This window comes from Streptomyces sp. SAI-135, assembly GCF_029893805.1.
In the GTDB taxonomy this organism is placed as follows: Bacteria; Actinomycetota; Actinomycetes; order Streptomycetales; family Streptomycetaceae; genus Streptomyces.
Genome location: NZ_JARXYP010000002.1, coordinates 5726376 through 5751830 on the forward strand (window position 1 = coordinate 5726376; position 25455 = coordinate 5751830).

General features: G+C 69.9%; 23 protein-coding genes. 15 read left to right on the forward strand and 8 right to left on the reverse strand.

Features of this window, described 5'->3' with window-relative positions; translation table 11 throughout:
• Window positions 1–25: 25 nt before the first annotated feature.
• From M2163_RS30555 to M2163_RS30570, 4 genes are read left to right on the forward strand one after another with little or no spacing between them, the layout of a single operon-like run.
• Complete coding sequence (locus M2163_RS30555) at window positions 26–382, forward strand: SseB family protein (RefSeq protein WP_280849679.1); 357 nt, start codon at window positions 26–28, stop codon at window positions 380–382.
• Window positions 379–975 (forward strand): hypothetical protein, encoded by a 597-nt coding sequence (locus tag M2163_RS30560; RefSeq protein ID WP_280895576.1) that lies wholly within the window; start codon window positions 379–381, stop codon window positions 973–975. Before M2163_RS30555 ends, M2163_RS30560 begins: the two co-directional genes overlap by 4 nt.
• A complete protein-coding gene (locus M2163_RS30565; protein ID WP_280895577.1) occupies window positions 975–5714 on the forward strand; it encodes a putative T7SS-secreted protein in 4740 nt (1579 codons plus the stop codon). The genes M2163_RS30560 and M2163_RS30565 overlap by 1 nt, the downstream gene beginning before the upstream one ends.
• A gap of 43 nt (window positions 5715–5757) precedes the next feature.
• Window positions 5758–6138, forward strand: a complete 381-nt coding sequence (locus M2163_RS30570; protein ID WP_280849677.1) for a hypothetical protein — start codon at window positions 5758–5760, stop codon at window positions 6136–6138.
• A gap of 78 nt (window positions 6139–6216) precedes the next feature.
• On the opposite strand, the gene M2163_RS30575 is transcribed toward M2163_RS30570, so the two are convergent.
• The 4 genes from M2163_RS30575 to M2163_RS30590 all read right to left on the reverse strand — a co-directional run bounded on the left by M2163_RS30575 (window position 6217) and on the right by M2163_RS30590 (window position 9519).
• Window positions 6217–7656, reverse strand: a complete 1440-nt coding sequence (locus tag M2163_RS30575; RefSeq protein ID WP_280895578.1) for a DUF234 domain-containing protein — start codon at window positions 7654–7656, stop codon at window positions 6217–6219.
• A 91-nt stretch (window positions 7657–7747) separates the two neighbouring features.
• Entirely contained in the window at window positions 7748–8407 is a 660-nt protein-coding gene (locus tag M2163_RS30580; protein WP_280895579.1) for a class I SAM-dependent methyltransferase, read from the reverse strand.
• Between the two features lie 53 nt (window positions 8408–8460).
• The gene (locus tag M2163_RS30585; RefSeq protein WP_280895580.1) at window positions 8461–8661 is read right to left on the reverse strand and encodes a DUF397 domain-containing protein; all 201 of its coding nucleotides are present in this window, start codon (window positions 8659–8661) and stop codon (window positions 8461–8463) included.
• Window positions 8662–8667: 6 nt separating this feature from the next.
• Complete coding sequence (locus M2163_RS30590) at window positions 8668–9519, reverse strand: helix-turn-helix transcriptional regulator (protein ID WP_280895581.1); 852 nt, start codon at window positions 9517–9519, stop codon at window positions 8668–8670.
• A 214-nt stretch (window positions 9520–9733) separates the two neighbouring features.
• On the opposite strand from M2163_RS30590, the gene M2163_RS30595 reads away from it, so the two are divergent.
• From M2163_RS30595 to M2163_RS30635, 9 genes are all read left to right on the forward strand, one after another.
• A complete protein-coding gene (locus M2163_RS30595) occupies window positions 9734–10135 on the forward strand; it encodes an ATP-binding protein (RefSeq protein WP_280895583.1) in 402 nt (133 codons plus the stop codon).
• Window positions 10136–10555: 420 nt separating this feature from the next.
• Window positions 10556–11776 (forward strand): M20 family metallopeptidase, encoded by a 1221-nt coding sequence (locus tag M2163_RS30600; RefSeq protein ID WP_280854110.1) that lies wholly within the window; start codon window positions 10556–10558, stop codon window positions 11774–11776.
• Window positions 11777–12064: 288 nt separating this feature from the next.
• Complete coding sequence (locus M2163_RS30605) at window positions 12065–13120, forward strand: BMP family ABC transporter substrate-binding protein (protein WP_280895584.1); 1056 nt, start codon at window positions 12065–12067, stop codon at window positions 13118–13120.
• 201 nt (window positions 13121–13321) lie between these two features.
• Complete coding sequence (locus M2163_RS30610) at window positions 13322–14929, forward strand: ABC transporter ATP-binding protein (protein WP_280897340.1); 1608 nt, start codon at window positions 13322–13324, stop codon at window positions 14927–14929.
• Entirely contained in the window at window positions 14926–16053 is a 1128-nt protein-coding gene (locus M2163_RS30615) for an ABC transporter permease (protein WP_280849670.1), read from the forward strand. Before M2163_RS30610 ends, M2163_RS30615 begins: the two co-directional genes overlap by 4 nt.
• Complete coding sequence (locus M2163_RS30620; RefSeq protein ID WP_280849669.1) at window positions 16053–17336, forward strand: ABC transporter permease; 1284 nt, start codon at window positions 16053–16055, stop codon at window positions 17334–17336. The genes M2163_RS30615 and M2163_RS30620 overlap by 1 nt, the downstream gene beginning before the upstream one ends.
• Window positions 17333–17725, forward strand: a complete 393-nt coding sequence (locus M2163_RS30625) for a cytidine deaminase (RefSeq protein ID WP_280849668.1) — start codon at window positions 17333–17335, stop codon at window positions 17723–17725. Before M2163_RS30620 ends, M2163_RS30625 begins: the two co-directional genes overlap by 4 nt.
• A gap of 20 nt (window positions 17726–17745) precedes the next feature.
• Window positions 17746–19029: a thymidine phosphorylase gene (locus M2163_RS30630; protein WP_280849667.1), complete on the forward strand. Its 1284-nt coding sequence runs from the start codon at window positions 17746–17748 to the stop codon at window positions 19027–19029.
• A gap of 72 nt (window positions 19030–19101) precedes the next feature.
• The gene (locus tag M2163_RS30635) at window positions 19102–19692 is read left to right on the forward strand and encodes a Uma2 family endonuclease (RefSeq protein ID WP_280895585.1); all 591 of its coding nucleotides are present in this window, start codon (window positions 19102–19104) and stop codon (window positions 19690–19692) included.
• 1 nt (window position 19693) lies between these two features.
• On the opposite strand, the gene M2163_RS30640 is transcribed toward M2163_RS30635, so the two are convergent.
• Complete coding sequence (locus M2163_RS30640; protein ID WP_280895587.1) at window positions 19694–20617, reverse strand: AEC family transporter; 924 nt, start codon at window positions 20615–20617, stop codon at window positions 19694–19696.
• A gap of 144 nt (window positions 20618–20761) precedes the next feature.
• Between M2163_RS30640 and M2163_RS30645 the strand changes: the two genes are divergently transcribed.
• A complete protein-coding gene (locus M2163_RS30645; RefSeq protein WP_280895588.1) occupies window positions 20762–21148 on the forward strand; it encodes an STAS domain-containing protein in 387 nt (128 codons plus the stop codon).
• Here M2163_RS30645 and M2163_RS30650 read toward each other — a convergent pair.
• Entirely contained in the window at window positions 21032–22045 is a 1014-nt protein-coding gene (locus M2163_RS30650) for a sigma-70 family RNA polymerase sigma factor (protein WP_280849663.1), read from the reverse strand. The genes M2163_RS30645 and M2163_RS30650 overlap by 117 nt on opposite strands.
• 306 nt (window positions 22046–22351) lie before the next feature.
• A complete protein-coding gene (locus M2163_RS30655) occupies window positions 22352–23620 on the reverse strand; it encodes an MFS transporter (protein WP_280895589.1) in 1269 nt (422 codons plus the stop codon).
• Between the two features lie 63 nt (window positions 23621–23683).
• Between M2163_RS30655 and M2163_RS30660 the strand changes: the two genes are divergently transcribed.
• The gene (locus tag M2163_RS30660) at window positions 23684–24634 is read left to right on the forward strand and encodes a LysR family transcriptional regulator (RefSeq protein WP_280895591.1); all 951 of its coding nucleotides are present in this window, start codon (window positions 23684–23686) and stop codon (window positions 24632–24634) included.
• A 1-nt stretch (window position 24635) separates the two neighbouring features.
• On the opposite strand, the gene M2163_RS30665 is transcribed toward M2163_RS30660, so the two are convergent.
• The gene (locus M2163_RS30665) at window positions 24636–25391 is read right to left on the reverse strand and encodes an alpha/beta hydrolase (RefSeq protein WP_280849660.1); all 756 of its coding nucleotides are present in this window, start codon (window positions 25389–25391) and stop codon (window positions 24636–24638) included.
• Window positions 25392–25455 lie beyond the last annotated feature (64 nt).

Consider the following 25455-nt stretch of genomic DNA (forward strand, 5'->3'; position numbering starts at 1 on the left):
AGGTCTACGACGGGGGGCGGCCGGCGTGCGTGCCGAGGCGTTGCGGCAACGACGGGCGGAGATCGGCGAGTTCCGGCGCAGGGAGGTCCTGGTGCCGGTGGTCGACGGCTCGCTGCTGTCGGCGGAGGCGGGCGGTATTCGCTGGCTGTTTGCGTTCACGGAACGCGCGGCACTGGAACGATTCGCCGAGTCGCGCGGTGAGGCCGTGCCCGACTGGGTGCCGGTGTACGGGGCGCGGCTGCTGGACCGGGTGGTGCCGTCCGTGGACGGCCCGGCGGGGATCGCGGTGGACGCGGGCAGCCCGACGGGCTTCGTGCTCCCGCCGGTGACGGGGATCGTGCCGGACGCCGTGGCCGTGGACGCGGGGGAGCCGGTGACGTGAGCGACGGCTACCAGGTCGATCCGGCGGCGATGGAACGGATCACTCGCGGTATCGACCAGGCGATGGCGGAGCTGAAGGAGTTCGGCTTCGACATCGAGGCGAACCTGGGCCGCGGCTTCGACGACCTGTCCATGACCGGCCTGGAAGCGGGCGACGACGGCCTCCAGCAGGTGTTCGCCGACTTCTGCGACCGCTGGGGCTGGGGAGTCCGCTCCCTGATGCAGGACGCGAACGAGTTCGCGGGCCGCCTGGGACTGTCGGCGGGTCTCTACCACGAGCAGGAACAGTACGTGTCGGACACCTTGAAGTCGGTGTGGACGGCTGGCACGGGCAATCCGTATCTGACTCCCGACGAGGTGAAGGAACGTTCCTGGTCGGAGACGCTGAAGGACAACCCGGTCGCACAGGTGGCGCACGCGGACTACAGCGCGGAGTCCTTCACGTCCGGTCAGGACGAGGTGGAGGCGGCCTGGTCGCAGGCGGCGGAGGACGTCTCCACCTCGACGGTGACCCCGGACGCGTTCCTCGATCCGCGCACGGACTGGCAGTGGAGCGGGCCTCCTTCCGCGGACTCCTCGGAGAGTGAGGGCTGATGGGCTTCGGGGATCTGGTCGACGACTTCGGCGACGGGCTGGAGAGCGCGGCGGACGGCCTGAACAAGGGAGTCGGCGAGGCGGTCGACTGGGGCACCGGCAAGGCGGCCGGCCTGCTGTCGGACGTGGGCGCGGACGGGGCGGCCGAGAAGGTCCGCGACTTCGGCGAGGGCGTCAACAACCGCCTCGGCGGCACGGTGGCGGAACGCGCGCTGGGCGAGACCGAGGACCCGAAGGAACTGATCCACGGCAGCTCGGGAGCACTCCGCGAACGGGCGGGCCACCTGCGGAAGTTCGCGTCGGCCTTCGAGAACGTCGGCCAGGGCATGCGCTCACTGGACCCGGGCGAGTGGCGGGGCAGGGCCGCGGACGAGTTCCGCGCGAAGTTCGACGTCCAGCCCAAGCAGTGGCTGACGGCGGCGGACGCGTGCAGGGCGGCGGCGGGGGCGCTGGAGGCGTACGCGGACACGGTGGCCTGGGCGCAGGGGCGGGCGCGGGCGGCGATCGAGGCGTACCGGGCGGCGCAGGAGCGCAGCGACCGGGCGCGAGAGGCGTACGACGCCGAGGCGAAGGCCTACACGCAGGCGGCGGAGCAGTACAACGCGAAGGCACTGGCGGGCCAGGACCCGGGGGTGAAGCCGACCGACCCGGGAGAGTACGTCGATCCGGGCACGGCGGGACGGGAGGAGGCGTACGACATCCTGGCCGAGGCCCGCCGCCAGCGCGGGGACGCCGCCGACGAGGCTCGCCGCAGGGTGGCCGCAGCACTGGAGTCGGCGCCGCCGAAACCGGAGTTCACCGACCGCCTGGGCGCCGGCGCGGCCGACCTGTTCGTCGGCACCCAGCTCAACTCAGTCCACGTGCTGGGCGGCCTCCTGCGCGGCGGCACGGACGTCCTGAAACTGGCCCGCACGGTCAACCCCCTGGACCCGTACAACCTCACCCACCCCGGCGAGTGGTCGAAGAACTCCCAGCTGCTGCTGGCGGGCCTGGTGGGCACGGTGGCCCACCCCGAACGGCTGCCGATGTCGCTGCTGGGAACGGGGTGGTCGAGCGACCCCGGGGACGCGATGGGGTATCTGGCGTCGAACCTGATCGGCGGGAAGGGCGCGGGGGGCGCGGGCCGGGCCGCGCTGAAGGACGCGCTGCGGGGGGCGGCCAAGGACGCGGCGACGGGAGCAGCACGCGGCGCCACCCGGCGGGGCCTCATGGACGTCGCCAGGGAACTGAAGTGCAAGCTCTTCGGCGGCGACCCGATCGACATGGCCACCGGCCGCATGTCCCTCCCCCAGACGGACGTGACACTCCCCGCGCGGCTGCCCCTGGTCTTCACCCGCCAGTTCGAGTCCTCGTACCGGGCGGGCCGCTGGTTCGGCCCGTGCTGGACGTCGACGGCCGACCAGCGCCTGGAGATCGACGCCGAGGGGGTCGTCCTCGTCCGCGAGGACGGTTCGTTGCTGGCGTATCCGCACCCGGCTCCCGGTGTGCCGGTCCTGCCGCTGGCGGGCGAGAACCATCCGCTGACGGTCGACGAGTACGGCGACTACACGGTCACCGACCCCGTCACAGGCCGCGTCTGGGACTTCGCGGGCCCGGGCGGCGACGGCGACGGCATCGCCCTGCTCTCCCAGGTCATCGACCGCTCGGGCAGCCAGTGGCTGACCTTCGAGTACGACGACGAGGGCGCCCCGACGCGGATCGTCCACTCGGCCGGCTACGACCTGCGGATCGAGCGGTCGGGGAACCGCATCACGGCCCTGCGCCTGGCCTCCGGCGAGGACGTCGAACTGGTCCGCTTCGGCTACGACGCCGAGGGCCACCTGTCGACGGTGACGAAGTCCTCCGGCCTGCCGACCCGCTTCACCAACGACACCCTCGGCCGCGTCACCGCCTGGACGGACACCAACAACTCCTCGTACCACTACGCCTACGACGCCGAGGACCGCTGCGTCTCCCAGGGCGGCGAGGAAGGCCACCTCGCCTGCACCTACACCTACGGCACCCCGGACCCGACGACCGGCGGGCGGACCGTCACAGCCGTCGACTCCCTGGGCCACAGCACGCTGTACGAGATCAACGGCGACCTACAGGTGACGGCGGTGACCACCCCCGACGGCGCCACGACCCGCACCACCCACGACCGGGCCCACCGCCCCCTCACGGTCACCGACCCCGTGGGCCGCACGGTGAGCTACGCCTACGACGCGGCGGGCCGCACGGTCCTCGCGGTCCGCCCGGACGGCCGCTACACGAGCATCGCGTACAACGCGCAGGGCCTGCCGGTCACGGTCACCGGACCTGGTGGCAGGGGTGTGGTGCAGCAGTTCGACGAGTACGGCAACCGCACGGCGGTGACCGACGCGTCGGGGGCGACGACCCGCTTCACGTACGACGACCGGGGCCACCTGGAGTCCGTCACCGACGCCCTCGGGAACGTGACGCGGGTGCGCTGCGATGCGGCGGGCCTCCCCCTGGAGATCACCGACCCGCTGGGCGCGGTCACCCGCTGCTCACGTGACGCCTTCGGCCGCCCGGTGCGGATCACCGACCCCACGGGCGCGGTGACGGCCCTGGAATGGACGGTGGAGGGCCGCCTGTCCCGCCGTACGGCCGCGGACGGCACGACGGAGTCCTGGACGTACGACGGAGAGGGCAACTGCGTAGCCCACACGGACGCGTCGGGCGCGGTGTCCCGCTACGAGTACACCCACTTCGACCTGCTGGCGGCCCGCACGGGCCCGGACGGAGTGCGCTACGAGTTCGAGCACGACACGGAGCTGCGCCTGACGAGGGTGGTGAACCCACGGGGCCTGACGTGGAGTTACGAGTACGACCCGGCAGGCCGCCTGGTCGCGGAGACGGACTTCGACGACCGAACGCTGACGTACGAGCACGACCCGACCGGCCAACTGGTCGCCAGCGTGTCGGCATCCGGCGACCGGATCACCTTCTCCCGTGACCTGCTGGGCCAGGTGATCCGCAAGGAGGCGGCCGGGGCGGTCACGACGTACGCCTACGACCCGTCGGGCGCCCTCACGGAGGCGACGGGCCCGGACGCGACGGTGGCGTGGGAACGGGACGCAGTCGGCCGCGTGCTGTCGGAGACGGTGAACGGCCGCACACTCGCCTTCACCTACGACGTGCTGGGCCGCCGCACCAGCCGCACCACGCCCACCGCCGCGACGACGACGTGGTCGTACGACGCGTCGGGCAACCGCACCGGCATGGTGGCATCGGGCCGCACCCTCACCTTCACGCACGACGAGGCGGGCCGTGAACTGGCGCGCCGCATAGCCGATTCGGTGACTCTGACCCAGTCCTTCGACCTCGTGGGCCGCCTGACCGAACAGGACGTGACCGGCCCGACCGGCAACCGCCTCCAGCACCGCGCGTACACGTACCGCCCCGACGGCAACCTGACATCCATCGACGACGACCTGAACGGCACACGCGAGTTCTCCCTGGACGCGGCGGGCCGAGTGACGGCGGTCCACGCGGCGAACTGGACGGAGACGTACGCGTACGACGAGGCGGGCAACCAGACTTCGGCCTCCTGGCCGACGGAGCACCCAGGCAGCGAATCGATCGGGCTGCGGGAGTACGTGGGCACCCGCATCACCCGAGCCGGCTCCGTCCGCTACGAACACGACGAAGCGGGCCGCATCACCCTCCGCCGGAAAACCCGCCTGTCCCGCAAGCCGGACACGTGGCGCTACGAGTGGGACGCGGAGGACCGCCTGACGTCGGTGACCACGCCGGACGGCACCCGCTGGCGCTACCGCTACGACCCGCTGGGCCGCCGCATCGCGAAGCAACGCCTGTCCCCGGACGGCGAATCGGTCCAGGAACAGGTGGACTTCACCTGGGACGGCACAACGCTCTGCGAACAGACGACGAGGTCTGCGTCCGCCCCCAACCCGGTAACCCTGACCTGGGACCACCAGGGCCTGCACCCGCTCACTCAGACGGAACGCATCACCGCAGCCGACGCCCCACAACACGAGATCGACTCCCGCTTCTTCGCCACCGTCACGGACCTGGTCGGCACCCCCACAGAACTCATCGACGAGGCCGGAGACATAGCGTGGCGCACGCGCAGCACGTTGTGGGGCACGACAGCCTGGGCTTCGGACAGCACCGCGTACACCCCACTCCGCTTTCCGGGGCAGTATTTCGACCCGGAAACGGGCCTGCATTACAACTTCTTCCGCCACTACGATCCTGAAAGTGGCCGCTACACCGCCTCGGACCCGCTCGGACTCATCCCGTCCCCGAATCCTGCCGCCTACGTCACCAACCCGTATACGCGATCGGATTCACTGGGGCTTGCCCCGGATTGCGGTCGCAGCGAAGGCCGAGGGATCTTCGACTTCAGAGAGCCAAATCCGAACTTCCCTCCCGACGCCACGGCTGTCGACGCCATGCGGTCGGCGCCGACCGGTGGAAACATCGACTGTTCGGAAATTGCTGAGCGCATCCTTCGGGAGACCGGAGGGCAGGGTAAGATAATCAACTTCACAATAAAGAACGATCCGGTAATCAAGATCCCCGAGAGTTCGGGGAACTTGGTGACGGAGTATCGATATCATGACGTCTACACGGATGGTCGATATGTGTATGACCCGGCCATGAGTTCAAACCCAATTCCGTACGGGGACTATGAGCGGGCGATCCGACTGTTGAACCCAGGGAAGAAGCTTTTTGTCCAAAACGGTGGATACTCCGGCCCTCTCTGGTGACCCATGAAAGGCTGTCCTCATGTCGGCTCGAAGCGTAGGGGCGATGCAGGCGCTCGGTAGATTCGGAGACCTTGCATGGTTTTCCTTGCCTGCGGAGATTCACCCCGTGTACGGATACCCCCAGGTCCCGTACATGGGATGGCGATACAAGTCGCCCCGTGACAAGGTCGCGGAGTTTCTCGACGGCGTGATGCACGAGGTGCACACCCGGGTCGAGTGGACGCTGGACACATCCAGAAGGAACTGGGTCCTCCTGCCGTCTCGCATCCTGATTGAAGCTCGAGGGCTCGAAAATCCTGCGTTTGAGAACGTCGTTCACTCGATCAACGTTCAGGATCGAGAGTTCTGTCTGGAATCGCAGTCGGACTTGGAGCTGATCGTCCAGCGTTTTCGAGAGGTCTCAGTCCCGGAGGGTCTGACCTAATTCAGCTTCGGAGCGTGTCGACGCATCCCACGATACAAAGGTGCGTTTACCCCTTTAGCCGGAAACTCATCGGCCCGGCTACCGGGGTTGCCAGGCCCGTACGAGATCTTCCGGTCCCCAATGCGCGGTCAGAGGCAGACCGTCGATCACTCCGCAGCGTGAGACCACGACGCGCGGGGTGTCGGGATCGGTGCCGGGGACGGCGAGCATGTCCCGGACGAGGGCGTCGTAATCGTGGTGGCCAAAAGGCTGGTTCTCGAGCCACTTGATCGATCCGACGAAGTGCACCTGTCGGGCCACCGGTTCGCGGTCCGCCCCGATGAGGTCGATCTCGGGGTTGTTCTGTCGGTTCCACCAGCCGCCGACGGCCTCGGTCTCGGGCCATTCGTCGTCGGGAAGCAGGCGAAGCAACGACTCGCGGATCAGTGGCTCGACCGCCCGGCCACGCCAGGTGGACCAGGACCGTTCGATGCGTTCCAGCGCCACATCGCCACGTCCGCGCTCGATCAGCGGGATCGCGCGCTGCAGGAACGCCAGCCAGAAGCGCAGGTACGGGTCAGCGATCCGATAGCGCTTGTTCTTGCTGTCCGCTTTGACGGACAGTGGAAGGTCGGCCGTCAGAACCCGCTTGTCCTGCAGGGTGGTCAGCAGCGGGGAAAGCGTCCCGGACGGCAGCGCCCCGCCACCACCGGCCTGGGCGGCGATCGCGCCGAAGGTCCGCTCACCACTGCCTACCGCTTCCAGTACGGCCCGCGAGTGCGAGGCCTCGGGGAACTCGCCCAAGAGGGACAGCTCACCGGCCACCAGCAGAGGTGAGAGCGGGTTGGTGACGGCGGCCCGGAGGAATTCGGTACGGCTCATGCCCGGACGCCACGACTGCACGATCTCCGGGAATCCCCCCGTGATCAGTTGTGCATCCACGGCGTCTGCCGCGTTCAGCTCTGTCATGGCCTGTACGTCGGCCAGGTTCAGTGGCTGGACGGTCATCTTCGTCGCCCGGCCGAAGAAGGGGCGTCCGTAAGACTGCAACGACTCCATCACCGACACGTCGCTGCCGACGAGCAGGAGCAGCACCGGCTTGGACGACAGATGACGGTCCCAGACGGTCTGGAGAGCGCCCTCGAATTCCTGATCCTGCTCGACCAGCCAGGGCACCTCGTCGATGACGGCGATGCTGGGTGAGTCATCGGCGACCGCCAGCGCGAGGGAGCGTAGTGCCTGGTTCCAGTCCTGAGCCTGGAGACCGGCTACCAGCTCCGCCCCCGGCAGTGGGGACTGCGCCAGGGCAGCGGCAAAATCGGCACGCTCCGTCATCGGGTTACGACCGCGGGTGGCTTGGAAGACCACGTACGGCAGGCCCGAGCGGTCGCAGAACTCCTGAACCAGCCGAGACTTTCCCACCCGGCGCCGACCCGTCATGATCACGGCCCGGCCCCTGGTGGCCCCACTGCCTTCCACCATCGACGTGAGCTGCTCGTTCAGGTGTGCGAGGTCTGTGGCACGACCGCGGAACTTCACGAAGCGACCTCCGCGTCAAGGTAGATCCGTTCTTACGTAGATTGAATCTTACTTTACCTTGAGCGACCTTTCCGTTGCACTCGGTGGCGTCCTACGCAGGCTTCCTGGCCAGCAGATAGGCCCGGGACAGCTTCTCCTCGCCGAGCGGCTCCCTGAGGACTCGGAGGATCACCTGGAGTCCCGCCTTGGTCAGGGGCTCGGTCACCGTCTCCGGGGTGCGGAGGTAGTAGTCCAGGGAGATCTTGTGGCCGAAGCGTTCGTCGAGGTGCATGTGGGTGCCGCCGGGCTCGTACTGGAAACCGATCAGGGCGTGGGCGCCGGGGGCGAGGACGCGGTGGAACTCGGCGAATGCCTGCGGGAGGTGGTCGTCCGGGACGTGGATGATCGAGTAGAGGGCCGTGATGCCGCCCAGGGTTTCCGACGGCAGGTCCAGCGACGTCATCGAGCCCACGTGGAAGCGGAGGCCCGGGTGGGCCTTGCGGGCCAGTTCGGCCATCCTGGGGGAGACGTCAACGCCGAAGACCCGGATGCCGAGGGCGTGGAGCGCTGCGGTCACGTGGCCCGGGCCGCTGCCGATGTCCGCCACCGGGCCGGCGTTCTGCTCCTTCACCAACTCCGCGAAGCCGGTGATCTGGGCTCTGTCCAGCGTCGGGATGCCGGCCCAGTCGGAGAACTGCTCGGTGTAGGGCTCGGCGATCGTGTCGTACGCGGTGCGGGTGGCCCGTATGAAGTCGGGGGTCTCGGCGTTCACGGGCTGCACCCTAGTGGGGCGTCACGGGGCGGCGGGTGGAGTTTCCCTGACGGTCATCGAGGGGTGAGGGGCGGTGACTTCAGCGCTGCGAGGAACGGTGCGAAAGCTTCGGTGGGGAAGGTGAGGGTGGCGCCGTCCAGGGTCTTTGAGTCGCGTATGGCTATGCGGGTGGGGGAGTTCGCGATCTCGACGCAGGAGTCACCGTCGCCAGGGCCCGAGTAGGACGACTTCCGCCAGTTGCCGGGGGTGTCCATGGTTCCTCACAGCTCTTTCGCCAGCCGGTGGATGAAGTCACGGGACCGCTCGGGGTCCAGTGACACGGCCTCCACTTTACGGAAGAGCGTTCGAAACGATCCGAGTTGGGCTTCGGCGTCGATGAAGGACGCGCCGTGAGGTCCGTCCCGTACGACGGTGTCCAGCCTGGGTGTGGGTCCTTCCGCGTACGTCATGGCACTCGCGGCACCGGCGAAGTGCTCCAGGGTGAAGGGGATGACCCGCACGGTGATGTGGGGCGCTTCGGAGAACTGAAGGACGGAGACGAGTTGGGCCCGTGAGGCAGAACGGTCGCTGACCATGATGCGCAGCGCCGCCTCGTGGATGACGGCTTCGTACGGCTTGGAGGCGGGGCCTTCGAGGGTCACTTTTCGCCGCATCCGGTGCTGGACTCGCAACTCCAGCTCCTCGGGCGGGAGTGCGGGAACCCGGTAGGCGTACACGGCACGGGCGTACTCCTCCGTCTGGAGGGGACCGGGGACGTACAGGAACTGGGCCTCCCGCAGGGAGATGGCGTGATGCTCCAGCTCGGCCAGATCAAGGAACGGCGTGGGCAGTTGTCCCCGGTACTCCTCCCACCAGCCGCGGGTCCGGTCGGTCGCCATGACCACCAAGGCGTCGATCAACTCGCTGTCCGAACAGGAATAGTGGGCGGCCAGGCGACGCAGGCGCTTCTCGCTGACTCCTGAGACGCCCGACTCGATCTGGCTGATCTGGACGGAGTTCACCCCGAGCAGCGCCGCCGCCTCGCGGGCGCTGAGACCTGCTCCCTCCCGGAGCCTGCGCAACTCGATCGCCAGGCGCATCTGACGCGCTGTGGGTTCGCGCTTGGTCCCCATCGACCGCCCTTCAGTTCAACCCGCCTGCGCGCAGGACTCGTTCGGGGTCAGATTACGCGACCAGCTTGCCGTTTCTTAAATCTAATGTCTACCGTCGGTGACGCGACGCACACTCTGCGGCACGCCGGGATACCGGAAGCGCACCGCTCCGTTCTGCTGCGACGGCTGCGGCACTGCCACCGCCCGACTCCTCCTACGCAACTGGAGCTGACGCATGCCTGAAAACGAACCCTGGGAGTACACCCTCTACATCCCCAACGACCCCCGAGCCGTCACCGTCGCCCGCCGCACCCTCCGGCTCATCCTGACCATGCACGGCCTGATCCGCCTCGTCGACACCGCGGAGCTCCTCGCGGCGGAGTTGGTCTCCAATGCCGTACGGCATACCGAGGGGCCAGCCGCGCTGCGGGTGCGGTGGGTGGCGGGGGTGTTGCGGATCGGGGCGTGGGATGCCGACCCCGGGCCCCCGGAGCCGCCCGGTGAGGTGGGGCTGATGGAGGAAGAGGGGAGGGGGATGACCCTGGTCGCGGCCTGTGCTGATCTGTGGGGGTGGCAGCCGTTGGCCAGGCACGGCAACCGGGGGAAGCTCGTGTGGTGCGAGCTGGGCGCTGCCTAGGCCTGGCCGTGGGGGGGGGGGGGGGGGGGGGGGGGGGGGGGCGGTCGCTTCTCGCGTGCACGGCGGGTGGGATGACCTCGATCGGCCCCGTGCCACGCGCTGCGTCACGCCCGCGTCACGCCCGGCCGAGTCGATCTCTCCCGTGGCCCCCGTGGCCGACATCACGAATCCGCCGCTTCAGCAGCGGCACAGCCCCGTCCGGCCCCGCTCCCGCCCCCGTCCCCCGCCGTTTCGACAGATGAACAGAACCGCCGGGTGCAAGCCCGGCGTGGTATGTGTGGGAAAGGGGGTTCTTACCCACCTCACATCACATCCATGCGTCGAGCGGCCAAATTTTCTTCCCGCGGCGGGTTGAAGTTTTGTTGATCGCGGGTCGGTTGGTCGCCCCGGCGTCCTACCCTTTAGAGGGTGAAGCAACTGATGTCACTGGAGTCCGAGGTCGAACTGCCCGGGGAAGCCGTGCTTCCCGGCGTGCTGAGCGACGCGCTGCACGCCGAGCTCGTCCACTTCCGGCGCGACCTGCACATGCACCCGGAGCTCGGCAACCAGGAGTTCCGGACCACCGCGGCGATCAAGGAGCGGCTGGAGCGGGCTGGGCTGAAGCCCCGGGTGCTCGCCGTCGGGACCGGGCTCGTGTGTGACATCGGGGAGTGGGACGGCGAGCGGCCCATGCTCGCCCTGCGCGCCGACATCGACGGCCTGCCCATCCCGGACACGAAGACCGAGTGCTCGTACCGCTCGACCGTGCCGGACCGGGCGCACGCCTGCGGGCACGACGTGCACACCGCCGTGGTGCTGGGAGCCGGGCTCGTCCTCGCCGACCTCCACCAGCGCGGGCTGCTGCCGCGGCCCGTGCGGCTGGTGTTCCAGCCCGCGGAGGAGGTGCTGCCCGGCGGCGCCGCCGACGCCATCGACTGCGGGGTGCTGGAGGGGGTCGGCAAGATGCTCGCCGTGCACTGCGACCCGCGGGTCGACGCCGGGAGGATCGGGTTGCGGACCGGCCCCATCACCTCCGCCTGCGACCGGCTGGAGATCGCGCTCGACGGGCCCGGCGGACACACCGCCCGGCCGCACCTCACCACCGACCTTGTCACCGCCGCCGCCCGCGTGGTCACCGACGTGCCCGCGATCGTCGGCCGGCGCGTCGACACCCGTGCCGGGCTCGCCGTGACGTGGGGACGGATCGAGTCCGGTCACGCCCCGAATGTCATCCCGCAGCACGCCGAGCTCTCCGGGACCGTGCGCTGCCTGGACCTGGACACCTGGCGGCAGGCTCCGGACGTGGTCGTGGCCGCGATCGACGAGGTCGCCAATCTGCACGGGGCCAAGTCCGAGATCAACTACGTGCGGGGCGTCCCGCCGGTCGTCAACGACGCCGACGTCACCGAGCTGCTCCGCCAGGCGATGACCGCCCGGCGCGGCGCCGACTCCGTCGAGGACACCGAGCAGAGTCTCGGCGGCGAGGACTTCTCCTGGTACCTCCAGCAGGTGCCCGGTGCCATGGCCCGCCTCGGGGTGCGCACGCCGGGGGAGCGGACCGTGCGCGACCTCCACCAGGGCGACTTCGACGCCGACGAGTCCGCCATCACCGTAGGTGTGGAGATGTTCACGGCGGCGGCCCTGCTCGACGCCGCGCAGTGATCCGAGCGTGACGGAACGGCCCCGTGAGGGCCGTTCCGCCGACCGGCGCAACATGGTCGTAAGCCAATCGTGCGCTCTTCGCAATCCTGGTGTGCCAGGCCCGCAGACCCTCAGTTCAGACGCTGTTTGCCTCGAATCGATAACGGCTTCGGAAGAGGTCTGTTTCCGACATCTACGCGCGTTACGATGCCGCGAAGCCAACGCCGCAGGGGCGTACAGGCCCGAGCACTGGCAAGGTGCTCACATGAAGCGCCGACGAGGCGCTCAGGTCAGGTGAAGGAGCCTCCCGTGCGCCGGGTAGCCAAGCTTTCCGCTGCGTGTATCGCGACCGCAGCACTCGCACTGACTGCCACCGCGTGTGGCAGCACCTCCTCCGAGAGCGACAGCTCGTCCTCCTCGTCCGCGGACGGCGGCAAGGGCATCAAGATCGGTCTCGCCTACGACGTCGGCGGCCGTGGTGACCGCTCCTTCAACGACTCCGCCGCGCGCGGTGCCGACAAGGCCAAGAACGAGTTCGGCGGCTCCCTCAAGGAGCTGACCGCCAAGAGCTCCGACACCGAGGCCGACCGTGAGCAGCGCCTGACCGACCTGGCGGACGCCGGCTACAACCCGATCGTGGCCGTCGGCTTCTCCTACGCCACCTCGGTCGACAAGGTCGCCGCCAAGTACCCGAAGGTCAGCTTCGGTCTCATCGACGCGGTCGCGAAGGCCAAGAACGTCGACAGCATCACGTTCACCGAGGAGCAGGGTTCCTACCTGGCCGGTGTCGCCGCGGCGCTGAAGACCAAGAAGGACCACGTCGGCTTCATCGGCGGCGTGGACACCCCGCTGATCAAGAAGTTCGAGGCGGGCTACGCCCAGGGCGTCAAGGACACCAACCCCAAGGTCAAGGTCGACGTCCAGTACCTGACCCACGGCTCGGACTTCTCCGGTTTCGCCGACCCCGCCAAGGGCAAGGAAGCCGCGTCCGGCATGCTCGACAACGGCGCCGACGTGATCTACGCCGCGGCCGGCTCCTCCGGCAACGGCTCGATCGAGGCCATCTCCGGCGTCAAGGGCGCCTGGGCCATCGGCGTGGACTCGGACCAGTACAACATCCCGGGTCTGTCCAAGTTCAAGAACTCGATCCTGACCTCGATGGTCAAGAACGTCGACGTCGGCGTCTACGACTTCATCAAGTCCGTCCACGAGGGCAAGCCGCTGACCGGCAACCAGCTCTACTCGCTCGCCAAGGGCGGTGTCGCCCTGTCCACCAGCGGTGGCTTCATCGACGACATCCAGCCCAAGCTGGACGAGGCGAAGAAGAAGATCGTCGACGGCACCATCACGGTCAAGACCAGCTGACCTGACGGTTCCCGCCGGGACCCGGGCTCGACGAGGGGGCCTCGACAGACCCCCTCGTCGAGCCATAACAATGTGTCAACTCTACGCGTGTAGCATGGAGTTGCCGCGCTAGCGTCGCCGACGCCTGCCCTCCCCTACGCAGCCCCTTTTCCCCGAGGAGAGTGCGCCATCAACGCGTCCAGCCCTCCCGCTGCCGTCGAACTGCGCGGCATCACCAAGCGATTCCCCGGCGTCGTCGCCAACAAGGACATCGACATCACCGTCCGCACGGGCACCGTGCACGCCCTGTGCGGTGAGAACGGTGCCGGCAAGTCCACCCTGATGAAGATCCTCTACGGCATGCAGCAGCCGGACGAGGGCACCATCACGGTGAACGGCGAGACGGTCACCTTCCACACCCCCGCCGACGCCATCGCCCGCGGCATCGGCATGGTCCACCAGCACTTCATGCTCGCCGACAACCTCACCGTCCTGGAGAACGTCGTCCTGGGCGCGGAGAAGCTGTACGGCATCGGCGGCAAGGCCCGCGCGAAGATCCGGGAGATCTCCGACGCGTACAGCCTGAACATCCGCCCCGACGTCCTCCTCGAGGAGCTCGGCGTCGCCGACCGCCAGCGCGTGGAGATCCTCAAGGTCCTCTACCGCGGCGCCAAGACCCTGATCCTCGACGAGCCCACCGCCGTCCTCGTGCCGCAGGAGGTCGACGCCCTCTTCGCCAACCTGCGCGAGCTCAAGGCCGAGGGCCTCACCGTCATCTTCATCTCCCACAAGCTCGGCGAAGTCCTGTCGGTGGCCGACGAGATCACCGTCATCCGCCGCGGCACCACCGTCGGCACCGTGAAGCCGGCCGGCACCACGACCAAGCAGCTCGCCGAGCTGATGGTCGGCAGTGAACTGCCCACCCCGGAGACCGAGGAGTCCACGGTCACGGACGTCCCGCTGCTGAAGCTGGACGGCCTGCGCCTGGCCCAGACCGACCTCGACGGCGTCGAGCGGATCATCCTCGACGACATCTCCTTCACCATCCACAAGGGCGAGGTCCTCGGCATCGCCGGCGTGGAGGGCAACGGCCAGTCCGAGCTGGTCGAGGCCATCATGGGCATCCGAGCCCTGAACACCGGCACGATCGCCCTCGACGGCACCGACATCTCCCACGTCCCCACCCGCCAGCGCCGCGAGGCCGGCGTCGGCTACATCCCCGAGGACCGCCACCGCCACGGCCTGCTCCTCGAAGCGCCGCTGTGGGAGAACCGCATCCTCGGCCATGTCACCGAGAAGCCCAACTCCCGCGGCCAGCTCCTCGACATCAAGGCGGCCCGCAGCGATACCGACCGCATCATCCAGGCGTACGACGTCCGCACCCCCGGTATCGACGTCACCGCCGCCTCGCTGTCCGGCGGCAACCAGCAGAAGCTGATCGTCGGCCGCGAGATGAGCCACGCGCCCAAGCTGCTCATCGCCGCCCACCCCACCCGCGGTGTGGACGTCGGCGCGCAGGCCGCGATCTGGGACCACATCCGCGAGGCCCGCCGCGAGGGCCTGGCCGTGCTGCTGATCTCCGCCGACCTGGACGAGCTCATCGGCCTGTCCGACACCCTGCGGGTGATGTACCGCGGCCGACTGGTCGCCGACGCCGACCCCGCCACCATCACCCCCGAGGAGCTGGGCTCCGCCATGACCGGTGCGGCCACCGGCCACCTGGAGCACGCAGAGGGCTCCACAGACGGCTCTACAGACGGCTCCACAGAGGACTCCGCAGAGGACACCGCAGCGGTCTCCGCCGAGGACGACGAGGACGACGCCCGATGAACAAGCTGACCCAACGCATCGACAAGGAGCGGCTGCTCCTCGGCATCGCGGCCCCGCTGCTCGCGGTCGTCGCCGCGCTCGTCGTCACCACCCTGGTGATCCTCGCCACCGGCAAGAACCCGGGCGCCGCCTTCAGCGACATGCTGACCTACGGCTCCGCCAGCGACAGCCAGGTCTACATCCTCAACAAGGCGACGACGTACTACCTGGCGGGCGTCTCGGTGGCCATCGGCTTCCGGATGAACCTGTTCAACATCGGCGTCGACGGCCAGTACCGCATCGCCGCGTTCTTCGCGGCCGTCCTCGGTGGCGCGCTGACCACGCCGGGCTGGATCTCCATCCCGCTGATCATCCTGTGCGCCATGGGCACGGGTGCCGTGTGGGCGGGCATCGCGGGCGTCCTCAAGGTGACCCGCGGGGTCAGCGAGGTCATCTCCACGATCATGCTGAACTCGATCGCCACCGCGATCATCGCCTACCTGCTCCAGCCCGGGAAGCTCGCCGAGCTCCAGGCCGGCGGCACGGTCGTCTCCACCAAGCCGCTGCCGGAGTCGTCGTACTTCTTCCAGATCGACACCGGCGCCGCGGGCGAGCTGTGGGGCTTCATCGTCATCGCCGTGATCGTCGGCATCGCGTACTGGTTCGTGCTCGGCCGCACCCGGTTCGGCTTCGACCTGCGCACCGTCGGCCAGTCCGAGTCCGCCGCCTCCGCGAGCGGTGTCTCGGTGAAGAAGATGGTCGCCACCAGCATGCTCATCTCCGGCGCCATCGCCGGCCTGATCGGCATGCCGACCCTGCTCAACGACAGCCACCAGTTCAGCAACGACTTCCCCGTCGGCATCGGCTTCACCGGTATCGCCATCGCCCTGCTCGGCCGCAACAACCCGGTCGGCATCGCGCTCGGCGCCCTGCTGTGGGGCTTCCTGGAGCGCACCACCAACCACCTGGAGTTCGAGGGCTACGACAAGGAGATCCTCGGCGTGATCCAGGGCGTCATCGTCCTGTGCGTCGTCATCGCCTACGAGGTCGTACGCCGTTACGGACTCAAGCGCCAGCAGCAGCGGGTCGGCGCCGAGCTCGCCGCCCAGGCCGCAGCCCCGACCCAGAAGCAGGAGGTGGCGTGATGACTGCCACGATGACCGACACGCCGCCCCCCGCGGCGCCCAAGGCGGACACCGCCACCCGGTCGGGCCGCTCGCTCGGCCAGATCCTCATGATCGTCGCCGGCGCGCTGCTGCTCGTCGCCGCGGTCCGCGTCATCTCCGGCTCCAACCAGCTCACCTCCGAAGGCCAGGTCTCCGCGGCCCTCAGCCTCGCCGTGCCGATCGGCCTCGCCGGTCTCGCCGGTCTGTGGTCCGAGCGCTCCGGCGTGGTCAACATCGGCCTCGAGGGCATGATGATCCTCGGCACCTTCGGCGCCGGCTGGATCGGCTGGCAGTCCAGCCCCTGGCTCGGCCTGCTGTGCGGTGTCGGCTTCGGCGTCGTCGGCGGTCTGCTGCACGCGGTCGCGACCGTCACCTTCGGCGTCGACCACATCGTCTCCGGTGTCGCGATCAACCTCCTCGCGCTGGGCACCACCCAGTACCTCGCCAAGCTGTTCTTCGTCGACGGCAAGGCGGCCGACGAGGGCGGCAACCCCAAGCAGTCCCCGCCGGTGGACTCGCTGCCCAACTTCGACGTCCCGGGCCTTTCCAGCGGGCTGCACTCCATCGAGAACCACCACTGGTTCCTGATCTCCGACATCGCCGGCATCCTCGGCGGCCTGGTCACCGACCTGTCCGTGGTGACGGTCCTCGCGATCGCGCTGTTCGTCGGCAGCTGGTGGCTGCTGTGGCGCACCCCGTTCGGTCTGCGGCTGCGCTCCTGCGGTGAGAACCCGATCGCCGCCGAGTCCCTCGGCGTCAACGTCTACAAGTACAAGTACATGGCCGTGGCCGTCTCCGGCGGTCTCGCCGGTCTCGGCGGCGCCTTCCTGGCGCTGGTCACCTCGCACAGCTACCTCGAAGGCCAGACCGGCGGCCGCGGTTACATCGGTCTCGCCGCGATGATCTTCGGCAACTGGCGTCCCGGCGGCCTCGCCATGGGCGCGGGCCTGTTCGGATACTCCGACGCGCTCCAGCTGCGCAACGGCGGCGAGACCGTCCACGCGCTGCTGCTCCTGCTGTTCGTGCTGCTGCTGGCGATGGCCGGCTGGAAGCTGTACAAGAAGGCGCACTGGCAGGGCGGCATCAGCCTCCTGGTGGCCGCGGGCGTGCTGGTCTGGTACCTGGTCACCGACGAGGTCCCGAGCGACTTCGTGGGCGCCACCCCGTACGTCGTCACCCTGCTGGTGCTGTCGCTGTCCGCGCAGCGGCTGCGGATGCCCAAGGCGGACGGCATGCGCTACCGGAAGGGCCAGGGCAAGTGACGGGCGTCGACTGGGGCGCGCTCAGGGAAGCGGCCCGGGACGCCATGTCCCGGGCGTACGCCCCGTACTCCGGCTACCCGGTCGGCGTCGCCGCCCTGGTCGACGACGGCCGCACGATCACCGGCTGCAACGTCGAGAACGCCTCCTACGGCCTCGGCCTGTGCGCCGAGTGCGGTCTGGTCTCGGAGCTGCAGAACACCGGGGGCGGCCGCCTCACGCACTTCACCTGCGTGGACGGCGAGGGCGAGATCCTCGTCCCCTGCGGCCGCTGCCGCCAGCTGCTCTACGAGTTCGGCGGCGCCGATCTCCTCCTGGAGACCCCGGCGGGGATCCTGCCGCTGTCCGAGATGCTCCCGCAGGCCTTCGGCCCTGAGCACCTCACCAAGTAATTCCCGGAAGGAAAGCCTGCATGGCCATGGACGTCATCTCCGTCATCCGCACCAAGCGGGACCGCGGCGAACTCAGCGACGAGCAGATCGACTGGGTCATCGACGCGTACACCCGCGGGGAGGTCGCCGACGAGCAGATGTCCGCGCTCGCGATGGCCATCCTGCTCAACGGCATGAACCGGCGCGAGATCGCCCGCTGGACGGCGGCGATGATCGCGTCGGGCGAGCGCATGGACTTCGCGTCCCTGTCCCGCCCGACGGCCGACAAGCACTCCACCGGCGGTGTCGGCGACAAGATCACGCTGCCGCTGGCGCCCCTGGTGGCGGCCTGCGGCGCGGCCGTGCCCCAGCTCTCGGGCCGCGGCCTCGGCCACACCGGCGGCACGCTCGACAAGCTGGAGTCGATCCCGGGCTGGCGCGCGCTGCTGTCGAACGAGGAGATGCTGCACGTCCTCGACACCACCGGCGCGGTGATCTGTGCGGCGGGCGACGGCCTGGCCCCGGCCGACAAGAAGCTCTACGCCCTGCGTGACGTCACCGGCACGGTCGAGGCGATCCCGCTGATCGCCTCCTCGATCATGTCGAAGAAGATCGCGGAGGGCACGGGGTCGCTCGTGCTCGACGTCAAGGTCGGCACCGGTGCCTTCATGAAGACCATCGAGGACGCGCGCGAGCTGGCGTCCACCATGGTGGGCCTGGGCACGGACCACGGAGTGAAGACGGTCGCGCTCCTGACGGACATGTCGACCCCGCTGGGCCTCACGGCGGGCAACGCCCTCGAAGTCCGCGAGTCGGTGGAGGTCCTGGCGGGCGGCGGCCCCGCGGACGTCGTGGAGCTCACCGTCGCGCTGGCCCACGAGATGCTGGCGGCGGCGGGCATCCGCGACGCCGACCCGGCGAAGGCGCTGGCCGACGGCTCCGCGATGGACGTGTGGCGGCGGATGATCGCGGCCCAGGGCGGCGACCCGGACGCGGAACTGCCGGTGGCGCGCGAGCAGCACGTCGTCAAGGCGCCGTCCTCGGGCGTCCTGACCCGCCTCGACGCCTACGGCATCGGCGTCGCCGCCTGGCGCCTCGGCGCGGGCCGGGCCCGCAAGGAGGACCCGGTGCAGGCGGGCGCGGGCGTGGAGATGCACGCCAAGCCCGGCGACACGGTCACCGAGGGCCAGCCCCTCCTGACCCTCCACACGGACACCCCGGACCGCTTCGAGTACGCGTTGCAGTCGGTCGAGGGTTCCTACGACATCGGGGCCCCGGGCACGGACTTCACGGCGTCGCCGGTGGTGCTGGAGCGCATCGCCTGAGCGGGAGTTCTTTCGAGTGAACGGGATCGGTGCGGCAGCGCGCCGGTCCCGTTCTGCATGTTGGCTGACTCCATGGACGTGCTCGACGGCGACTACATCATGACCGACAGCGAGTGGGACGAACTGGTGTGGGTCTGGGGCCAGTCGGACGTTCCCCGAGGCTGCCGCGTGGAGATCATCGACGGGCTGATCGCCGTGACGCCTTACTCCGCCCAGGCGCATCACGGCACGGTCGAACCCCTGCACCGGCGCCTCTGCGAGGTGATCCCGGAGGACTGGGGCGTCTACCAGCGCTTGGCCCTCGCGGTGCCGCCCCGCCTCGGTCTCTACGTCCCCGATGTCGCCGTGGTGCCCCGGGGCCGGTTGCCCGGGACCGACCAGGGCTTCGTCGACGCCGGTCGGGCCGAGCTCGTCGTGGAGGTCGCCTCCCGGGCCACCGCCCGCCACGACCGTGTGAGCAAGCCGGCCGCGTACGCCTCCGCCGGCATCCCCCTCTACCTCCTCGTCGACCGCTGGGCCCCAGAAGGTCCCACTGCGACCCTCTACGGAGAGCCCCAGGGAGACGTCTACCGACCGCTGGCCGTCGCCAAGTTCGGTGAACTCCTCACCATCCCCGCGCCCTTCGAACTCGTCATCGACACCGGTGAGTTTCCCGAGACGTAAGTCACCCCAACAGCGTCGCCACGACGACCAGCACCGGCACCGACACCACCGTCGACACCAGGATCGAGTCGCGGGCCAGGCGCTCGCCCACGCCGTAGGTGGAGGCGTAGGTGTACAGGTTCTGCGCGGCCGGGAGGGACGAGGTGACCACCACGTCGAGGAGTTGGGCGCCGTGAAGGCCGAAGACGCCGGCCGCCAGTGCCCAGGCCGCCGCGGGCTGCCCCACCGACTTGAGTACGACCGAGAGCAGGACGAGCTGCCGGTCCGGGCCCCGCCCCGGCAACGTACTGCCGCACAGGGAGATACCGAAGGCGAGCAGGACCGCGGGGACCGACATGCCGCCGATCAGGGTCAGGGGGTCCATGACGGGGGCGGGGACCTTCAGGCCGGACGCCGAGACCGCGACCCCGGCCAGTGAACCGACCGCGATCGGGTTGCGCAGGGGCGTGAGCAGCCGTAGCCACAGCGGGCTCTTCCCGCCCGCACCCGACGCCAGGTCCAGCACCGTCAGCGCGACCGGGGTCACCCCGACCAGCTGGAACAGCAGCACCGGCGCCACCAGCGAGGCATCGCCCAGGACGTACACCGCGATCGGGATGCCGAGGTTGCCGGAATTGACGTACGACGAGCACAGCGCGCCGATCGTCGTACGGCCCAGCCCCCAGCCCCGTACGACGCCCGCCGCCACGAAGACGCCCGCCGCCGCGGCCGTGCTGAGCGCGGTCACCAGCAGGCGGCTGGAGAAGACCACCGACAGGTCGGCGCGCGCCAGCGTGGTGAACAGCAGGGCGGGCGAGGCGACATGGAAGGCGAGCTTCGTCAGGACCTCCCGGCCCTGGGCGCCCAAATATCCGCGCAGACCGATGAGATAGCCGACGCCGATGACCACCGCGATCACCGCGAAGCCGGTCAGCACTCCCTGCACGGGCGCTCCTCAAGGGCGAGGAGGGCGTGGCGTATCCAGGGAGGTGCTGATGGGTGGCGCATACAGGTAACCCTCGGGGGGAGGAGGCACCCGGGTCAACGTGATCCTTCCCGCGCCGAGGCAGCCGTCCTCACGCCGAGGCCGATGAGTTGTGCCCGCCCGCCGGGTCTACCGATCGTGGACGCCATGACACCCGCTGTACTCGTGCTGGCCGGCCCCCTCACCCGGGACGAGGTGGCGGGGCTGAGCGACGAGGTCCGGGCCCTGTTGCGGACGACCCGCGCCGGGGTCGTGGTGTGCGATGTCGCCGGGCTCGGGCCGCCGGGGCTCGGCACCGTCGACCTGCTCGCCCGGCTCCAGCTCGCGGCCCGGCGCGCCGGGGGCCGGATCAGGCTGCGCGACCCCGACCCCGGGCTACACGCCCTCCTTGACCTCGTCGGCCTCCGCTTCGAGGTGGAGGGGCAGGCCGAACAGGGGGAACCAGCGCTGGGTGTCGAGGAAGAAGTGGAACCCGGTGAGCCGGCCGTCTGAGATCTCCAGCACCTGGACCGCCCACGGGGTGTAGCCGCCCTTGTCCGGGTCCGGCTTGTACTGGGCGAAGCCCGGCAGGCCGTTGACCTGGACCGGCATCAGGCGGGAGCCCTCGCAGGCCGAGCCCAGGGTCGTCATGAAGCCCGTGATGTCGTCGTGGCCGGTCAGCCACAGGTCGAACGGCGGCATCGTCATGATGGCGTCCTCGTGGAGGAGGGCCGTCAGGGCCGTCATGTCGTACCCCTCGAACGCCTTCACATAGCGGTCCAGGAGCTTCTGCTGCTCCTCGTCGAGCGGGTCGGACACGGCCGCGTCGGCGCCGTGCTCCTCCCGCTCGGCGAGCGTGGCGCGGGCCCGCTGGAGGGCGCTGTTGACCGAGGCGACCGAGGTGTCGAGCAGTTCGGCGACCTCGCTCGCCTTCCAGGCCAGCACCTCGCGCAGGATCAGCACCGCGCGCTGCTTGGGGGGCAGTTGCTGGAGGGCGGCCATGAAGGCGAGCCGCACGGTCTCCTTGGCGACCGCCGCCTCGGCCGGGTCCTCGACGGTCGGCAGGATGCGGTTGTCCGGCATCGGCTCCAGCCAGGTGTGGTCGGGGCGGGGGGAGAGGGCGGCCTGGGCGAGGGGCGTCGACTCGGTGAGGTCCATGGGGCGGGCGCGCTTGTTGCCCGCCGTCAGCATGTCCAGACAGACGTTGGTCGCGATGCGGTACAGCCAGGAGCGGAGGCTGGAGCGGCCCTCGAACTTGTCGTAGCTGCGCCAGGCGCGCACCATCGTGTCCTGCACCGCGTCCTCGGCCTCGAAGGAGGAACCGAGCATGCGGTAGCAGTATCCCGTCAGCTCCGTGCGGTGCTTCTCGAGCCTGATGTCGAGGTCTGTCGTCGCCGTACTGTCCGTCATCGTCCACCCACCCCTGTGGCCGTGCTGTGTCGCGCCTTTGCGCCCAGTACTCGGAAACTACCGCAGGGGTCTGACAATGGCGTCCCGAGTGCATGAACGTGCAGGTCAGGCGTCTTTCGCCCCCGCCGCCCCTACCCGTCCCTCCCTGGAGGCCGCGCCCCCAGACCCCCCATCGGCCCAAGGGCCTCGTCCTCAAACGCCGGACGGGCTGAAATCAGTCCCTCCGGCCTTTGAGGAACGGGTCGAAGGGGCGAAGCAATCCCCCTGACCGGCCGACCCCGGTCAGGGGGAAGCTGAACGTGCGGCTCAGGCCGTCGCGAGCCGCTGCTGGGCCCGGGCCGCACGCGTTCCGAGGACGGTGAGGGTGACCACGCCGAGCACCGCCAGCAGTCCGACCCCGACCGTTCCGGCCCAGCCGCCCGCGTGGAAGGCGAGGGCGCCTACCGTGCTGCCCGCGCTGGAGCCGATGTAGTAGGCGGACTGGTACAGGGCCGACGCCTGGGCGCGGCCGTGGGTGGCCGTCTTGCTGACCGCCGAGGACGCCACCGCGTGGCCCGCGAAGAAGCCGCCGGTGATCAGGACCAGGCCCAGGAGGACCAGCCCCAGGGAGCCGGAGAGGGAGAGCAGCAGGCCGGTCGCCGTCGTACCGCCCGCCGCGTACAGCGCGCCCCGGCGGCCCAGGCGGCCGACCAGCCGGCCCGCCGTCGACGCGGACACCGTGCCCACCAGGTAGACCAGGAAGATCGAGCCGACGATGCCCTGGGGGAGCGAGAAGGGCGCCTCGGTCAGCCGGTAGCCGATCACCGTGTACACGCCGCCGAAGACCGTCATGAACAGCGCGCCGATGGCGTACAGGCGGCGCAGGAGGGGGTCGGAGAGGTGCGCGCGGACCGTGCCCAGCAGGACGGCCGGCTTCAGCGAGCCCGCCTTGAAGTGCCGCGGCGCCGGGAGCAGCAGCCGGAACGCCACCGCGCAGGCCACCGCGATCGCGCCGATCACCCCGACGGCCACCCGCCAGCCCCACTCCTGGGCCACCCAGCCCGTGATGACCCGGCCGCTCATCCCGCCGACGCTGTTGCCCGCGACGAACAGGCCGATCGCCGTGACCAGCGCCTTGGGACGGACCTCCTCGGCGAGATACGCCGTGGCGGAGGCCGGCAGTCCCGCCAGGGCCGCACCCTGCACCGCCCGCAGTGCGACCAGCGCGGTCAGCGAGGGCGCGAAGGGGACCAGCAGACCGACCGTCACCGCGACCGCCAGCGAGCCCGTCATGACCGTACGGCGGCCGAAGCGCTCGGAGAGGGCGCTCATCGGCAGCACGAACAGCGCCAGACCGCCGGTCGCCGCCGCCACCGTCCAGCTCGCCTCGCTCGCCGCGACCCCGAACTCGCCCGAGATCAGCGGGAGCAGGGCCTGGGTGGAGTACAGCAGCGCGAAGGTCGCGACACCGGCGAGGAAGAGGGCGAAGCTCATCCGGCGGTAGCCGGGGCCGCCCGGGGTCAGACGGGAGTCGACGGCGGCTGGGGCGGGGGAGACGGCGCCCACACGGGTGGACGCCCCGGTACTGGCAGGCATGCCTCGAAGCTACGTACGCCCGCGCTCATCCGTCCAATGCATGGATTCGCCATAATCGTTCCCATGGAGCATCAGCAGAGGTCACAGCCGCGCCTGTCACCGTCCAGTGACACAGAAGACATGGTGATGGTGCTGGCCCCGCGGCTGGCGTACTTCGCCGGCGTGGCCCGCACCGAGCACGTCACCCGCGCCGCCCAGGAGATGGACGTACCCCAGTCGACGCTCTCCCGGGCCATGGTCCGCCTCGAACAGGACCTCGGCGTCGACCTGTTCGCCCGCATCGGCCGCACGGTCTCCCTCACCCCCGCGGGCCGCACCTTCCTCGGCTCCGTCGAACGTGCCCTCGCCGAGATCCGGCGGGCCGCCGACGAGGTCCGTGCCGACGCCGACCCGGCCACCGGCAAGGTCGCGTTCGGCTTCCTGCACACCATGGGCTCCGAGACGGTCCCCGGACTCATCCGGGCCTTTCGCGCCGACCACCCCCGCGTCCGGTTCAGCCTGGTCCAGAACTACGGCGAGGCGATGATCGAGCGGCTGCGCGCGGGCGAGCTGGACCTGTGCCTGACCTCCCCGGTCCCGGACGCCCCCGACCTCGTCGCCCGCCGCCTGGACGAACAGAAGCTGCGGCTCGTGGTCCCCGCCGACCACCCCCTCGCGGCCCGCAGGCGGGTGCGCCTCGCGGAGGCCGCCGAGGAGTCCTTCGTCACCCTGGAACCCGGCTACGGCCTGCGCCGCATCACCGACGACCTGTGCCAGGAGGCCGGATTCAAGCCGAGGATCGCCTTCGAGGGGGAGGAGGCCGAGACGCTGCGCGGCCTGGTGGCGGCGGGCCTGGGCGTGGCGCTGCTGCCTCCGCCCGCCTTCCCCCGCCCGGGAGTGGCGGAACTGACGGTCACCGCACCACGGGCGGCCCGCGAGATCGGTGTCGCCTGGCTCGACGGCCACCCGGACACCCCGCCGGTGGCCGCCTTCAAGAAGTTCCTGCTGTCGAGGAGGGGGAACCTGCTGCCGTGACCTAACGCCGGCGCCCGAACCCCGAGGCGAGCGGCATCCGCAGTCCCAGCGGCGGAGGTGCGGCCAGCGCGTCCTGGACCGGCCGGGACAGCACCCGCCCGAACAGCGCCCCCAGGACGAAGTCCTCGGCCAGGGCCTGTACTTCGGCCCGGTACTGGTGCAGTCCGTGACCGTCGGAGTGCACCTCGAACCGGCACACCTCCCGGTTCGCCTTCTTCGCCCGGGACGCGAGACGGAACGACAACTCGGGGTCGACCCGCTGGTCGTTGGTCCCGTGCACGATCAGCACCCGCCGCCCCACGAGCTGCTTGACCGGTTCGGAGGCGGCCGCCACATCCTCCTCCGGCAGCCAGGGGGCAACCGCGACCACGGAGTTGACGGCCTCGTGCCCGCCCGCGCGCAGTGCGGCCCGCCCGCCCATGCCGACGCCGACCAGGGACACGGGGACGTCGCCGTAGCGCCGTACGACCTCGTCGGCGGCCCAGGTCGCGTCGTGCGCGGGATGCGCCTCGCTGCCGTTCCAGCCGCGGTAGCGGTAGTGCACCAGATGGGCCGCGAGCCCCTCGGCGTGCCCGGCGCGGGCGAGTCGTCGTCCCAACGCCCTTACGGCGGAGGGGAGTCGCATCGAGGCGGGTCTGCGCAGAGAGGTCTCGTCGCCGCCCGGGAGGAGCAGCACCACCCCGCTCACCGCCGCCGGCTCCGGGCCGAGGGTCCTGCCCAGTCGGGCGCTGCGCACCGGCGTCGCTTGCTGTGCCATGACAGAACAGTGTCAGAAGCCCGGGTGTACGACACGGGGCGGGGCGGTCACCGTTACGTATCGG

Bases quoted from the DNA above. Each gene is read 5' to 3' on its own strand.
- M2163_RS30570 (WP_280849677.1), top strand. From the start codon at position 5,758: ATGCAGGCGCTCGGTAGATTCGGAGACCTTGCATGGTTTTCCTTGCCT.
- M2163_RS30620 (WP_280849669.1), top strand. From the start codon at position 16,053: ATGACTGCCACGATGACCGACACGCCGCCCCCCGCGGCGCCCAAGGCG.
- M2163_RS30615 (WP_280849670.1), top strand. From the start codon at position 14,926: ATGAACAAGCTGACCCAACGCATCGACAAGGAGCGGCTGCTCCTCGGC.
- M2163_RS30645 (WP_280895588.1), top strand. From the start codon at position 20,762: ATGAGTTGTGCCCGCCCGCCGGGTCTACCGATCGTGGACGCCATGACA.
- M2163_RS30660 (WP_280895591.1), top strand. From the start codon at position 23,684: ATGGAGCATCAGCAGAGGTCACAGCCGCGCCTGTCACCGTCCAGTGAC.
- M2163_RS30650 (WP_280849663.1), bottom strand. From the start codon at position 22,045: ATGACGGACAGTACGGCGACGACAGACCTCGACATCAGGCTCGAGAAG.
- M2163_RS30595 (WP_280895583.1), top strand. From the start codon at position 9,734: ATGCCTGAAAACGAACCCTGGGAGTACACCCTCTACATCCCCAACGAC.
- M2163_RS30590 (WP_280895581.1), bottom strand. From the start codon at position 9,519: ATGGGGACCAAGCGCGAACCCACAGCGCGTCAGATGCGCCTGGCGATC.
- M2163_RS30630 (WP_280849667.1), top strand. From the start codon at position 17,746: ATGGCCATGGACGTCATCTCCGTCATCCGCACCAAGCGGGACCGCGGC.
- M2163_RS30665 (WP_280849660.1), bottom strand. From the start codon at position 25,391: ATGGCACAGCAAGCGACGCCGGTGCGCAGCGCCCGACTGGGCAGGACC.
- M2163_RS30655 (WP_280895589.1), bottom strand. From the start codon at position 23,620: ATGCCTGCCAGTACCGGGGCGTCCACCCGTGTGGGCGCCGTCTCCCCC.
- M2163_RS30585 (WP_280895580.1), bottom strand. From the start codon at position 8,661: ATGGACACCCCCGGCAACTGGCGGAAGTCGTCCTACTCGGGCCCTGGC.
- M2163_RS30600 (WP_280854110.1), top strand. From the start codon at position 10,556: ATGTCACTGGAGTCCGAGGTCGAACTGCCCGGGGAAGCCGTGCTTCCC.
- M2163_RS30635 (WP_280895585.1), top strand. From the start codon at position 19,102: ATGGACGTGCTCGACGGCGACTACATCATGACCGACAGCGAGTGGGAC.
- M2163_RS30565 (WP_280895577.1), top strand. From the start codon at position 975: ATGGGCTTCGGGGATCTGGTCGACGACTTCGGCGACGGGCTGGAGAGC.